The following is a 13,570-nucleotide window of genomic DNA, read 5'->3' as shown; positions in this document are numbered from 1 at the left end:
ACATGCACCAGCACACCCCGCGCCGCCCCCGCCTGCTGTCCCGCCGCTCCTGGCCGGAGGCCCGCTTCCTGGCCGACGTGCTGCGCACCGAGACGGTCGGCGGCGGCCTGCTGCTGCTCGGCGCGGTGCTCGCCCTGATCTGGGCCAACTCGCCGTGGCGGGCCGGGTACACCGAACTGAGCCGCTGGGTGCCCTGGCCCGGCGGCGCCGGGCTGCACCTGGACCTCGACCTGCGCACCTGGGCCGCCGACGGGCTGCTGGCGATCTTCTTCTTCGTGGTCGGTCTGGAACTCAAGCGCGAGTTCGTCGCCGGTGACCTGCGTGACCCCCGGCGGGCCGCGTTGCCGGTGATCGCCGCGCTCGGCGGCATGGTCGCCCCCGCGCTGATCTACCTGGCGGTGACGCTCAGCGCCGGTGGCACGGGCCTGCGCGGATGGGCCATCCCCACCGCCACCGACATCGCCTTCGCGCTCGCCGTGCTCGCCGTGATCAGTTCCCACCTGCCGCAAGGGCTGCGTGCCTTCCTGCTCACCCTCGCCGTGGTCGACGACCTCTTCGCGATCACCATCATCGCGATCTTCTACACCGCCGGGTTCCAGCCGTTGCCGCTGCTCGCCGCGCTGCTGCCGATCGCCGCGTTCGGGCTGCTCGTGCAGCGGCGGCGCACCTGGTGGTGGGCGCTGATCCCGCTCGCGGTGACCGCCTGGGCGCTGGTGCACACCTCCGGCGTGCACGCCACTGTGGCGGGCGTGCTGCTCGGGTTCACCGTGCCGGTGCTGCGCGGGCGCGACGGCGCACCCGGCCTGGCCGAGCGGCTGGAACACCGCTGGCGGCCCGTCTCCGCCGGCCTGGCCGTACCGGTCTTCGCCTTCTTCGCCGCCGGGGTGACGCTGGTCGGTGTGGACCTGGGCGGCGTGCTCGGCAACCCGGTGGTGCTCGCGGTGGCCGCCGGGCTGGTGCTCGGCAAGGTGATCGGCGTGTTCGGCTCGACGTACCTGCTCGCCCGGTTCACCCGGGCCGAACTGGACGAGGAGATCACCTGGGCCGATCTGCTCGGGCTGGCGCTGCTGGCCGGCATCGGCTTCACCGTGTCGCTGCTCATCGGCGAGCTGGCCTTCGGCGCCGGCAGCCCGGAGGAGGACGGCGTGAAGGTGGCAGTGCTGCTCGCCTCGCTGACCTCGGCCCTGCTCGCCTCGGTGGTGCTGGTCCGCCGCAACCGGGCCTACCGGCGGATCAGCGAACGGGAGAGCCGGGACGCCGACGGTGACGGCATTCCGGACGTCTACCAGGAGCGCCCGGCCTGACGGCGACGGCACCGGCCGCCGTCCCCGCTGGGGGGACGGCGGCCGGTGCCGCTGCGGTCAGTTCAGCTCGGTGACCGCCTCGAAGACCAACCACAGGCCGCAGATGGCGAACAGCACCGCCGCGCCGTAGCGGATGGCCCGCTCCGGCAGGTGCCGGCCGAGCATCCGACCCACCATGATCGCCAGCGCGTCCGCGGCGACCATGCCGAGCGTCGAGCCGAGCCAGGTGCCGAACCAGCCGTACTTGGTGGCCAGCGTGATGGTGGCGAGCATGGTCTTGTCGCCCAGCTCGGCCAGGAAGAACGCCACGCCGACGGCGATGACCGCGGAGCGGCCGCCACGCTCGGCCTTGCGCTTCTCCTCCTCGGTCAGCCGGTCGCCGCGCAGCGTCCACGCGCCGAAGCCGAGGAACGCCAGACCGGCGATGAGCGAGATCCACCCGGTGGGCAGGGCGGCGTTCAGGCCGTACCCGATGGCCACCGAGGCCAGGTGGACGACGGCGGTGGCGATCGTGATGCCGATGAGCACCGGCACCGGCTTGAATCGCGTGGCGAACGTCAGCGCCATGAGCTGGGACTTGTCGCCCAGCTCGGCGACGAAGATGACGCCGAAGCTGACCACCAGCGCGACGAGGAAACCCTCCATGTGAACCTTCCCGATCAAGCCGGGAGGAGGAACGGGGGCGCCCTCGACCCGGCTGCGACAGCCTGAGTCGAAGGTCTCGCCCGCCCCGGAGACCGGGGCCGCGTGGCCGGGTGCGGAACGCACCAGTGTGTCGACCACGACATTGGGGGCTACTCCCCTTCGCGCCAACCAGCCTAGCCGATCGCCGGCCGGCCCGGTCACCGGGTGTGGATCATGGCGCCCCTCAGTCGGCCCGGGCCAGGCTCACCCCGAACAACCCGTCCGGATCGGTCCAGAACGCCCGGCTGTCGAACCCCGCGGCGGTCAGCTCGGCGGCGATCCCCTCCGGGCGGAACTTCGCCGACACCTCGGTACGCAGCTCCTCACCGGCGGCGAACAGCACGTCGGTGTCCAGGATCCGCACCCGGGTCGGGTGCTCGGTGCGCAACCGCATCTCGATCCACTCCCGCTCGGGATCCCAGACGGCCACGTGGCGGAACGCGTCGACGTCGAAGTCCGCGCCCAGCTCGCGGTTGATCACCCGGAGCACGTTGCGGTTGAACTCGGCGGTCACGCCCGCCGCGTCGTCGTAGGCGGGCACGATCACGCCCGGGTCCTTGACCAGGTCGGTGCCGACCAGCAGCCAGTCGCCGCTCTCCAGCGCCGCGCGCATCGCGGTGAGGAACCCGGCGCGCTCCGCCGGCAGCAGGTTGCCGATGGTGCCGCCGAGGAACGCCACCAGGCGCCGGCCCCCGGTGGGCAGCCGGTCCAGGTGGCGGGTGAAGTCGCCGACGATCCCCCGGACCCGCAGCCCCGGGTACGCGGCGGCGATCTGCTCGGTGGACGACCGCAACGCGCTCACCGACACGTCCAGCGGCACGAACGTCCCCAGGTCGCCGTGGCGGGTGAACGCATCCAGCAGCAGCCGGGTCTTCTCCGACGAACCCGAGCCCAGCTCGATCAGCGTCTTCGCGCCGGTCGTCGTGGCCACGTCGGCGGCGTGCGCGGCGAGCACCGCCCGCTCGGCCCGGGTCGGGTAGTACTCCGGCAGGCGGGTGATCTCCTCGAACAGCTCGCTGCCCCGGGTGTCGTAGAACCACTTCGGCGGCAGCCACTTCGGCGTGTCGGCCAGCCCGACCCGCACGTCCTCCCGCAGACCACGGTCGAGGTCCTGCTGCTCCAGGTGGATCTCCAGCGGCTCCGCGCTCATCGAGTGTCCTCTCTTACGGTGGGTACGGATCGTCAGGCGGCGGTAGTCTCCCGCACGTCGAGCCCGCCCGCGGTCGCCACCACGAGCCGGCCGTCGGGCACGGACCGCCAGGCCGGGTCGTCGTCGAACGGTTCGGACGCCAGCAGCACCGAGTCCGGGCCGCGGCGCACCGACAGCGCGTGCCCGGCCGTGCTCGCCACCACCGTCGTACCGTCGGTGAGCAGCAGGTTCAGCCGCGAGCCGGGAGCGGCGGCGGTCACCGCCGCGACGGTGTCCGCCACCGCCACGTCCGGCGGGGCGCCGCCGCGCAGCCGGTGCCGGACCAGCGCCCACAGCACGGCCGAGTCGGTCGGCACGTCCAGGGTGATCAGGTCGCGGACGGGCAGGCCGGCGGCGAGCGGGACCAGGCTGTCCGGCCAGCCCCGCACCACGCCGTTGTGGCTGAACAACCACCGCCCCTCGGCGAAGGGGGCGGCGGCGGTCTCGTGCAGCGGCATGCCGACGGTGGCGGAACGGACGGCGGCCAGCACCGCGCCCGCGCGGGTCACGGCGGCCAGCTCCGGCAGCGTGGTGTCGCTCCACATCGGCTGGGCCCGCCGGTAACGGACCGGGTCGCCGTCGCCCGCGTACCAGGCGACGCCGAAGCCGTCGGCGTTTATCGTGCCGCCGCCGCGCATGTCACGCGGCGCCCACGACTGGCGCAGCAGCCCGTACGGCGGGTCGGACAGCAGGTCGCGCAGGAGCACGGGTGGACCGAGGTACGCGAGGTGACGGCACATCGAGCCGGCTCACTCCTCCGGCCCGGCGTCGCGGGCGCAGCGGAAGCCGCTGAAGATCTGCCGCCGGATCGGGTAGTCCCAGTTGCGGAACGTGCTCCGGCAGGCGGACCGGTCGGTGCCGAACGAGCCACCGCGCAGCACCCGGTGGTCGTCGCCGAAGAAGACCTCCGAGTACTCCCGGTACGGGAACGCGGTGAAGCCCGGGTGCCCCCGGAACGGCGAGGAGGTCCACTCCCAGACGTCGCCGACGAGCTGGTGCACGCCCAGCGGCGAGGCGCCGGCCGGGTACGCGCCGACCGGCGCCGGCCACAGGTGCCGCTGGCCCAGGTTGGCGTGCTCGCCGGCCGGGTCCTCGTCGCCCCACGGGTAGCGCCGGGACCGGCCGGTCGCCGGGTCCCAGCGGGCCGCCTTCTCCCACTCCGCCTCCGTCGGCAGCCGCTTGCCGGCCCACGCCGCGTACGCCTGCGCCTCGTACCAGCAGACGTGCACCACCGGCTCGTCGTCGCGGACCGCCGACCAGCGGCCGAACCGGCGGTACGCCCAGCCGTCCCCGTCGCGCCGCCAGTGCAGCGGCGCGCTCAGGTCCGCCTCGACGCGGTGCCGCCAGCCGGCCTCGCCCCACCAGCGCGGCTCGTCGTAGCCGCCGTCGGCGACGAACGCCCGGTACTGCCCGTTGGTCACCGGCGCGGCGTCGATGAAGAACGCGGGCAGGTCGACGGTGTGCGCCGGACGCTCGTTGTCCAGCGCCCACGGGTCGGTGGAGGTGCCCATCGTGAACGGCCCGGCCGGCACCCGTACCTCCCCGCCGACCCGGGCCCGGGGCTCCGGCGGGGGCGGCGCGTCCAGCACCGGGGCGCCGGCGCGCAGCTGGTGGGTGGCGAGCATGGTCTCGTCGTGCTGCTGCTCGTGCTGCACGATCATGCCGAACGCGAACCCGTCGGCGACGAGGGGCCCCTCCGTGAAGCGGATGCCGTCGAGCAGGTCGAACACCTTGTCCCGCACGGTCCGCACGTAGGCGCGGGCCTCGGCGGGCGGCAGCAGCGGCAGCGCCGGCCGGTCCTTGCGGGGCTGCTTGAACGCGTCGTAGAGGTCGTCGATGTCGTGGCGCACCGGGTCACGGCCGCCGACGTCGCGGACCAGCCACAGCTCCTCCTGGTTGCCGACGTGCGCCAGGTCCCAGACCAGCGGCGACATCAGCGTGGAGTGCTGCCGGACCAGGTCGTCGTCGTCCACCGCATCGGTCAGCAGGGCGGTACGGGCCCGGGTCCGCTCCATCTCGGCGGCGATTCGGTCGCGTAGTCGCTCGGTGGTGGTCACCGGTGTCCCCTCTCCGCGGCAGCGCGGCGCCGCCGGATCGCTCGTTCGGTCTCGTCGTGGATGCCGTCCGGCAGGCCGAGCCGGGGCAGGGCCGTCAGGGCCAGGTCGAACAGCGCCGCCGCGGCGCTCGCCAGCGGACGCTCTGCCAGCCCGCACCGGGCCGCCGCGCGCCACCGGTCGGCGACCGGAGCGGCCACGGCGAGCGCGTCCAGGGTGGTGGCCGGGTCGGCGAAGAGCGCTGCCAGCACCGCCAGCGGCACCGTCCACTCCGGGCCGGGCTGGGTGTCCAGGTAGCGCAGTTCCAGGTAGCCGCGCGGGCGCACCGGCGGGAACAGCGTGCTGACGTGGTATTCCAGGTCGTCGGTGGTGGGCGGGCGGGGCAGCGCGCCGGCCAGCCAGTCGGCGAACGTGACACCGGGCGGCGCGGTCCAGTCCGGGCCGTCGCCGCGTACGCACAGCAGCGGCGCGGCGAGCGCGTACCCGGTCCAGGCCGTCACCGGGTCCTCGTCGGCGCGCTGCGGCGACCACACCGGCCTGGTCCGGGCCGGGTCGATGGCCAGCCAGGTGGCCATCCGGGCGGACGCCCAGCCGGTGCGGCGGCCCGCATGCCGGTCGGCGGTGGCGAACGCGGCGAGCAGCGGCGGGCCGACGGCGTGCGCGGCGGCCCATCGCTGCGCGAAGTGGTGCGGCTCGCCCGCGTCCAGGCAGACCTGGAGGCCGGCGGTGCTGTACATCATCGCCCGTCCGGCCGGGCCGCGCCGGTCGAAGGCGCAGCGCATGGCCCGGTAGCGGGGGGTCTCCACGACGGGCCGGGGCAGACGCCAGGGGTCGATCCCGCTGCGGCCGAGCACCAGGCCGGCGGCGTCCAGCCGGGCCCGCAGCTCGGCGACGTCTGCCTCGGTGGCCAGGATGAGCGCGGCAACCGACGATCGCGGTGTCGCGGAGATCTCCACCTGCCCGCCGGGCTCCACGGTCACGGCGCCGCCGCGCCGGAGCTCGTCGGCCGGGCTGGTGGGATCGAGGGTCACGGGGCTGTGCCGCCCCAGCGCCTCGCGTAGTCGCTCGCGGTCGACCGGCCGGGCCGGGTCCGCGGCGTCGTGCACGGTCCACTCCAGTTCGACGCCGACGAGTGCGGGGGGCCCGGTCTTGAAGCAGATCCGGGCGAGGTGGCCCCGGGCCGCCTCCTCGTCCCCCAGGACGACTGCCCGGTCCAGGTCCGGCGACATCACCATGGGACGGCTCCTCCTCGGCGATGGGCGACGACGTCGTCGCGACGCGCCCGGCCGGGACGGCACGGGACGCCGCCCCACCATCCTCTGTCTAGCAGACGAGATCCGCTTGCCCGGAGAGATGAAATTTTGTCCGGAATCTGATTGCGCCGCGGCGTTCAGTCGTCCGTCCGCGGACCCGGGCGCTCGGGCTCCGGCTCGTCGTCCGGGTCGTCCGCCGGCGCGCCGACCAGGTTCCGGCAGTAGCTCTCCACCTGCTCGGGGCCGCCCGCGGCGGCCACCAGGTCGGCGAAGCCCGGCGTGGTGAGCGCCTTCTCCCGCTGCCGCTCCGACTTGGCCAGGTAGGCGCGGCAGTGGCCGGCCATCCGGCCCGTGGGGGCCGGGGACGCGGGTGGCCCGGCCTTGGCGCTCGGTGTCCCGGACGGCGCCGGTGGCGACGCCGCGTCGGACGCGTCACCGGCCGGGGTGCTCGGCGCCGGCCGGGACGGCCCGGTGACGGCGGGGCCGGTGCCGGTCGGTCCGGCGCCGGTGGGGCCGGCCGTCGTCGCGGGCGGGACAACCGGCTCGGGAGGGCGGTCCAGGCGCACGGCGGCGAACGCCACCCCGGCGACCGCGGTGGCGGCCAGCCCGGACAGCGCGGCGGCGATCCGCAGGCGCCGACGCGGGCGCGGCGCGGCCACCGCTGCCGCCGCCGGGGCCGTCCCGGCCGCCTCGCGGGCCGCCCGGAAGGCGGCGAGCGCCCGCTCCTCCCCGGCGATCTCGCCGGGGACCGCCGGTCCGGCAGCGGCGGACAGCAGCCGGGTCAGCGGGTCGGCGTCGGTCCCCGGCGGTGTGCCGACACGCGCCGCGTCGAGCAGGCGGTCGGATTCCGCCCGGTCGGCGGGCCCGCCGGACCGGCGAGCGTGCATGCCGTCGTCTCCCCTCACGTCAGCCCTCCGCCGGCTCGGCCTCGGGCGCGTGCGGCACCTGGCGGTCGGTACGGGGACGCGACGCGACGGCGTCCCGGGCGTCGTCCGGCGCGGCCTGCGCCGCCGAGCGCTCCAGCAGCGCGGCCAGCCGGCGCAGGCCCCGGTGCGCGGCGGTACGAACCGCACCGGGACGCCGGCCCAGCACCCGCCCGGCCGTCTCCGCGTCCAGGCCGATGACGGCCCGCAGCATCACCGCCTCGGCCTCGGCCGGCGGCAGCGTACGGATCAGCGCCAACGCGCTCTCGGTGGCGATCGCCTCACCGGCCCGGTCGGCGGTGTCGACGTCGGCGGCCAGGTCGTTGAGCGCCTGCACGGGCACCGGCACGGAGGGACGCCGCCGCTGCCGGCGCAGATGGTCCATGGCTCGGTTGCGGGCGATCGTGACCACCCAGGCGCGGAACTCGCCGCCGGTGAACGACGGCAGGTCGCGCGAGATCTGGAGCCACGCCTCCGAGGCCACGTCCTCGGCGTCGGCGCCGACGAGCGCGGTCAGGTAGCGCAGCAGCGCGGGTTGCAGGCTGCGGTAGAGGAAACGGAACGCCTCCTCGTCGCCCGCCTGCGCCCCGGCGACCGCCTCGTTCAGCTCGGCCGTCACGCTCGCCGTCCCGTGACGGCCCGACGCCGGGCGTCGACGGGAGCCGACCACACCGCCATCCGCACTCGGCCCCCCGGTGAGCTGATCAGGCACGCGCACGAGCGTGCGGTGCGCCTTGGACACTGCCGCGCGGCACGGGCGTCGGCGGGACATACCGTACCGGCGCCCCGGGGCAGCCGGGAGTCGGGCCGACACCGGGAGGGACCGGGTGCTTCGCAAGCCGTCGGAGGCGGGGAAAACAGAGAGAAATGTCTAGCCCTGCCATCGGCGTGTCGGGGTAACACTCAGGGCGGTCGCGACGCTCCCCCGGACGGATCACCGCCGGTACGGCGGACCGCGAGCGCGGGGGCGCCTGACTTTCTGGCCGATCGTACCGGGTCGATCACGATCAGCCGATCGGCGTCCCGGCTGCCGGACACCCGGCCGTTCGGGCCGGCGGAGCCGGACGCGGATATCGCGGGAAATACTTCGCGCCTGCTGTGGGTACGGTATGGGGGTGCTGTCCTCAGACGTCGTACTCAGCGGTCGGTACCGCCTGGATGACCGTGTCGCCACCGGCGGCATGGGCGACGTCTGGCGTGCCACCGACCTGGTCCTCGGTCGCCAGGTCGCGGTGAAGGTGCTGCTTCCCGCCCTGGTGTCCGACCCCGACTTCATCGCCCGATTCCGTTCCGAGGCGCGGATCATGGCCTCGCTGCGCAATCCCGGCGTGGTCCAGGTCTTCGACTGCGGCGAGGACGAGCTGCCCAGCGGCGGGCGGGCCGACTACCTGGTGATGGAGTTCGTCGCCGGTGAGCCGCTGTCGCGGCGGATCGAGACCGCCGGGCAGCTCGAGGTCGCCGAGACGATGTCGATCGTGGCCCAGGTGGCGCAGGCGCTGCACGCGGCGCACGGCCGGGGCATCGTCCACCGGGACGTGAAGCCGAGCAACCTGCTCGTGCAGGACGACGGCACCGTGGTCCTGGTCGACTTCGGGGTGGCCCGCTCGACCAACGTCACGAGCATCACCAGCACGAACGCGGTGCCCGGCACCGCCCTCTACATGGCGCCGGAGCAGGCCGCCGGCCGGCCCGTCTCGGGTGCCACCGACGTGTACGCGCTCGGCGCCGTCGCGTACTGCTGCCTCACCGGCAGCCCGCCGTTCACCGGCGACAACCCCCTCCAGGTGGCCGTACGCCATCTCGACGACGAGCCGCCGGAGCTGCCGGCGGAGATCCCCGCGTCGGTGCGGGAACTGGTGTCGCGGGCGCTGGCGAAGGACCCGGCCGACCGCTACGCGAGCGCTGCGGCGATGGCCGACGCGGCCCGGGCCGCGCGTACCGACACGTCGACCGCGACGGTGGCGCTGCGCGGCGCGGCGGGTACGGCGCGGTCCCGCGACGACCAGCCGGCGGTCCGCCCGGGCGCCGCGGTGGCGACGTCGCGGCGGCGGGGCCGGCGCGGCACGCTCGTCGGGGCACTGGGCGCGGTGCTGGTGGCGATTGGCGCGCTGGGCGCGCTGTTGGCGGCCGCGAACGACACGGCCGAACCGGCTACGAAGATCGACAAGACGGCGCCCGCGGTGGCGCCGAGCGACCAGGCCGCCGAGCCGGTCGCCGACGAGCCGTCGGCGGACGACGACTACTACACCTACCGCCCGGCCGGTCCGGGCGGCCGGCCGTCGGCCACGCCATCGGTGACGCCGAGCGCTTCGGCGATCCCGTCGGCGCAGCCGAGCGTGACTGACGAGCCGGCCCCGACGGACGAGCCCAGCAGCACGCCGTCCAGCGCGCCGACGACGACGGCACCCACCACGGCGCCGGCGCCGGACCCGACCACCGCCGACCCCGGCACCGGCACCGGCGGCGGAGACACCGGCGGGCAGCCGGCCACGCAGCCCTGACCCACGGCACCCACGAGCCGGCCCCGCCCACGGCGGAGCCGGCTCGCCCGTGTCCGGACCGAGGCGGTCAGTCCGCGCCGAGCGACGCCACCACCGGCCGGGACAGGGCCCGGCGGGCCGGCAGGACCGAGGCGAGCAGCGCGGCCACCACCGACACCGCGACGATCAGCCCGATCCGTCCCCAGGGCAGCACCAGCGTGAAGTCACCGCCGATGCGGGCCACCACGGCCATCGCCCCGGCCGCCGTCCCGGCGCCGAGCGCGATGCCGAGCAGCGTGCCGACGAGCGCGGTGAGCACCGCCTCGACCGCGAGCACGCCCCGCATCCCGGCCCGGCTGAGGCCGACCGCGCGCAGCACCGCGGTCTCCCGGGTGCGTTCCACGACGGACAGGCTGAGCGTGTTGGCGACCCCGACCAGCGAGATCACCATGGCCAGGCCGAGCCGCGCGGTGACGAACCCCAGCACCAGGTCGACCGTGCCGGTGAGCATCTTCTTGTACGCGGCCTGGTCCATCACGTTCACCGTCGGGTATCGGGCCAGCACCGACTGGACAGCGGCCCGGGCCGCGTCGACGCTCACCCCGGCGGCCGGGTCCACCTCGGCCAGGTAGCCGCGCTCGGCGGGGAACAGGGCGCTGAAGTCGGTGTCCAGCACGTCCACCAGGTGACCGGCGGGCACCCGGCTGCCGGCCAGCACCGGCTCCTCGTCGGCCACCACCGCGGCGACCCGGAACGGCCGCCCGGCGAGGGTGATCGTGGAGCCGGCCGTCCAGCCCCGGTCCGCGGCCAGTTCGCGGTGCACCAGCACCGACCCCGGCCCCAGGTCCGCCGGGTCACCGGCGTCCACAGCGGACAGCGTCCGCCGGACCAGCGCCGGATGCGCGGCGCGTAGCTGCACGTCGCCGACCACCCGGCTGCGCTGTTCGTGCACCACACCCAGCTCCGGGCGGGCGGCCAGGTCGCCGGCGAGCGTCGCCGGCAGGTCACCGCCGATGCCGGTGGCCAGGAAGTCCACGCCGATCCGCGCGTCCACCGTGCGTTCGATGCCGGAATTGACGCTCGCCGCGCCGACCACGAAGGCCGAGACCAGCCCGATGCCGATCACCATGGCCGTCGCGGTGGCGGCGACCCGGCGCGGGTTGCGCACCGCGTTCGACACGGCCAGCCCGCCGGTGGCGCCGAACGCCGCGCGGAACGGCCAGCCGAGCACCCGTACCAGCGCCGGCACCAGCACCGGGCCGAACGCCACGATGCCGCCGAAGGCCAGCAACCCGCCGGCCGCGACCAGCACCACCTGACCGGTGGCCCCGGCGTCGGCCAGCGCCGCCACACCGGCGGCGAGCGCCAGCGCGCCGACCGCCAGCCGGAGCCGCCCGGCCGGGCGGACCGGGTTGATCGCCGCGTCGGTGAGCGCGGCCACCGGGGCGACCCGGGTGCCCTGCCAGGCCGGCAACGCGGCCGACGCGACGGTGAGCAGCGTCCCCAGCCCCAGCGAGAGCAGCAGCGTACGCGGGGTCAGGGTGAGTCCGCCGCCGAGCGGCGCCCCGGCGCCGGCGAGCAGGAGGCCGAGGCCCACGGCCACCGCCGCACCGGCCAGCACCCCGGCCGCGGAGGCGAGCAGGCCGGTCACCGCCGCCTCGGACAGCGTGGCCCGGTAGATCTGACCCCGGGTGGCACCGACCAGGCGCAGCAGCGCGGTACGCCGGGAGCGCTGGGCGAGCACGATGGCGAAGGTGTTGGCGATCACGAAGCCGGCCACCACCACCGCCACCGCCGCGAACGTACCCAGCAGCATCCCGAACTGCCGCAGGTCGCGTACCGCGTCGTCGACGGCCGCGTCGAGGACGGCGTCCCGGTCCCGGACCGTCACGTCCGGCCCTACCACGGCGCGGACCCGGTCGGCGAGCGCCGCCGCGTCCACTCCGGGCCGCGCCGCCACCATGATCCGGCCATAGCCCTTCTCGCCGCTGACGGTGAGCGCGTCCGGGCCGGTCAGCCCGATGTACGGGCCACCGACGTCGCGGGAGCTGCCGTCCACGTCGACGGCGCCGACCAGGGTGTACGGGCGGGCCGCACCGTCCCGCCCGCCGATCGACACCGGGCCGCCCACTGTGAAGCGCTGCTCGGCGACGGTCTCGTCGTCCAGCACCACCTCGCCGGGGCGCTGCGGCAGCCGCCCGGCCACCACGTCGTAGGACTGGAGGTCCGCCTCGGTGGGGATCGCGGCGAGCACCGCGTACCCGAGCACGGGACGGCCGTCGGCGCCGACCACCCCGGCGGAGCCGGTCAGCTCGCCCGCGGCGGCCGCCACCCCGTCGACGGCGCGTACCCGGTCCACGAGCGCCGGGGGCAGCGGGTCGGTCCCGGCGTACGCGGCCACGTCGGTGTGTCTGTCGAACTCACCGGCGCGCTCGTACGCCCCGGCGCGCATGCCGTCGATGAACATCAGCGTCCCGGCGACGAACGCGACGCCGAGCACGATCGCCAGCGAGGACAGCAGCAGGCGCAGGCCGTCGGCGCGGACCTGGCGCAGGGTCAGGCGCAGCATGCCGCTCACCGCCCCGCCGGGGCCGCCACCGTCGTCCACCGCCCGCACCACGACGGCGTCCGCGCCCCAGTCCAGCGTCAGCTCCACCGACGCGCCGACGCCGGCGTGCTTGAGCGCGTTGGTCAGGCTCTCCTGCACCACCCGGTAGACGGTCAGCTCCAGGCCGGGCGGCAGCGCCCGCGGGGGTGCCGGCGCCGCCGCAGGTGATCCGCAGCCCGGCAGCGCGGAACCGGTCGAGCAACGCTGGCAGCTCCACCAGCGCGGGTCGCCGGTGCGCCGGCTCGGCGGCCGGCTCGTCCACCGCCGGCGGCGACTCCGGGCGCTCGGGTTCCCGGAGTACGCCGACCAGCCGCCGCATGTCCTCCAGCGCCTGCCGGCCGGTGTCCGCCACGACCTTGACCGCCTCCCGGGCGGTGGCCGGATCCCGGTCCAGGGTGAACCGCACCCCGTCCGCCTGCACGATCATCACGGCCATGCTGTGGGCGACCACGTCGTGCAGCTCACGGGCGATGCGTGTGCGTTCCTCGGCGACGGCGGCGCGCGCCTCCGCCTCCCGTTCCCGCTCCAGCGTGGCGGCACGTTCCTCCAGGCTGACCACGTAGAGCCGGCGGGTCCGCAGGTTCAGCCCGGCCAGCCAGACCGCGCCGACGATCAGGGCGTAGAAGAACGCGCCCATCCACCAGGGCGCGGCGCCGGGCGACTGGAGCGCGGCGAGCACCCCGCCGATCACGGCGACGACCCCGGCCACGATGCCGTCGCGGAGCCGATCGGCGTACTTGACCACGCTGTAGAGGGCGATCAGCACGGAGATGTCGTAGCTGAGCGGACCCCAGCCGGCGATCACCTGGACCAGCGCGAGCGCGGCCACCAGGGCGCCCACCGCCGACGGGTGGGCACGCCGGAAGAACAGCACCGCCGCCATCGCCAGGCCGACCGCGCACGCCGCGAGCCCGGTCTGCCCGGCGAGGTACCCGGACAGCGCGAAGAACACGACGAGCCCGCACGCGGCGGCGTCGAACGCGACGCCCCGCAGCGGACGACCGAGGATCAGGCGGTTCACGATCCCCCAGCCTAGGCCCGCCCTCCCCCTCCCCACCCTCCCCCGCCTCCCACC

At 75.5% G+C, this 13,570-nt stretch carries 11 protein-coding genes; 2 read left to right on the top strand and 9 right to left on the bottom strand.

The genetic code is table 11. The features are described 5' to 3' along the window. Positions 1-2: 2 nt before the first annotated feature. Positions 3-1,304, top strand: a complete 1,302-nt coding sequence (nhaA, locus tag ACFYO8_RS02840) for a Na+/H+ antiporter NhaA (RefSeq protein WP_354863532.1) — start codon at positions 3-5, stop codon at positions 1,302-1,304. 57 nt (positions 1,305-1,361) lie between these two features. Here nhaA and ACFYO8_RS02835 read toward each other — a convergent pair whose 3' ends face one another. The 7 genes from ACFYO8_RS02835 to ACFYO8_RS02805 form a co-directional block, all read right to left on the bottom strand. Continuing rightward, positions 1,362-1,949, bottom strand: coding sequence for a TMEM165/GDT1 family protein (locus ACFYO8_RS02835; protein WP_354863534.1), 588 nt, complete (start codon positions 1,947-1,949; stop codon positions 1,362-1,364). Positions 1,950-2,172: 223 nt separating this feature from the next. Further along, positions 2,173-3,138, bottom strand: coding sequence for an L-histidine N(alpha)-methyltransferase (gene egtD, locus ACFYO8_RS02830; protein WP_354863536.1), 966 nt, complete (start codon positions 3,136-3,138; stop codon positions 2,173-2,175). Positions 3,139-3,170: 32 nt separating this feature from the next. Beyond that, positions 3,171-3,917, bottom strand: coding sequence for an ergothioneine biosynthesis protein EgtC (gene egtC, locus ACFYO8_RS02825; RefSeq protein WP_354863538.1), 747 nt, complete (start codon positions 3,915-3,917; stop codon positions 3,171-3,173). Positions 3,918-3,926: 9 nt separating this feature from the next. After that, positions 3,927-5,192 carry an ergothioneine biosynthesis protein EgtB gene (gene egtB / locus ACFYO8_RS02820; protein WP_354864476.1) on the bottom strand — a complete coding sequence of 422 codons (1,266 nt, stop codon included), beginning with the start codon at positions 5,190-5,192 and terminating at the stop codon, positions 3,927-3,929. 38 nt (positions 5,193-5,230) lie between these two features. Then, complete coding sequence (gene egtA, locus ACFYO8_RS02815; protein ID WP_354863540.1) at positions 5,231-6,466, bottom strand: ergothioneine biosynthesis glutamate--cysteine ligase EgtA; 1,236 nt, start codon at positions 6,464-6,466, stop codon at positions 5,231-5,233. A 155-nt stretch (positions 6,467-6,621) separates the two neighbouring features. Further along, the gene (locus tag ACFYO8_RS02810) at positions 6,622-7,371 is read right to left on the bottom strand and encodes a hypothetical protein (protein WP_355014828.1); all 750 of its coding nucleotides are present in this window, start codon (positions 7,369-7,371) and stop codon (positions 6,622-6,624) included. A 19-nt stretch (positions 7,372-7,390) separates the two neighbouring features. Continuing rightward, the gene (locus tag ACFYO8_RS02805) at positions 7,391-8,026 is read right to left on the bottom strand and encodes an RNA polymerase sigma factor (protein WP_354863544.1); all 636 of its coding nucleotides are present in this window, start codon (positions 8,024-8,026) and stop codon (positions 7,391-7,393) included. Positions 8,027-8,522: 496 nt separating this feature from the next. Here ACFYO8_RS02805 and ACFYO8_RS02800 point away from each other — a divergent pair, with 496 nt between their 5' ends. Beyond that, a complete protein-coding gene (locus ACFYO8_RS02800; RefSeq protein WP_354863546.1) occupies positions 8,523-9,908 on the top strand; it encodes a serine/threonine-protein kinase in 1,386 nt (461 codons plus the stop codon). A 67-nt stretch (positions 9,909-9,975) separates the two neighbouring features. Here ACFYO8_RS02800 and ACFYO8_RS02795 read toward each other — a convergent pair whose 3' ends face one another. Continuing rightward, entirely contained in the window at positions 9,976-12,396 is a 2,421-nt protein-coding gene (locus ACFYO8_RS02795) for an ABC transporter permease (RefSeq protein WP_387188330.1), read from the bottom strand. Beyond that, positions 12,308-13,516 (bottom strand): histidine kinase dimerization/phosphoacceptor domain-containing protein, encoded by a 1,209-nt coding sequence (locus tag ACFYO8_RS02790; protein WP_354863548.1) that lies wholly within the window; start codon positions 13,514-13,516, stop codon positions 12,308-12,310. The genes ACFYO8_RS02795 and ACFYO8_RS02790 overlap by 89 nt, the downstream gene beginning before the upstream one ends. Positions 13,517-13,570: the final 54 nt, after the last annotated feature.

It is taken from the genome of Micromonospora sp. NPDC005257, from assembly GCF_042872445.1.
GTDB lineage: Bacteria > Actinomycetota > Actinomycetes > Mycobacteriales > Micromonosporaceae > Micromonospora.
This window is presented reverse-complemented; position numbering and strand designations above follow the sequence as displayed.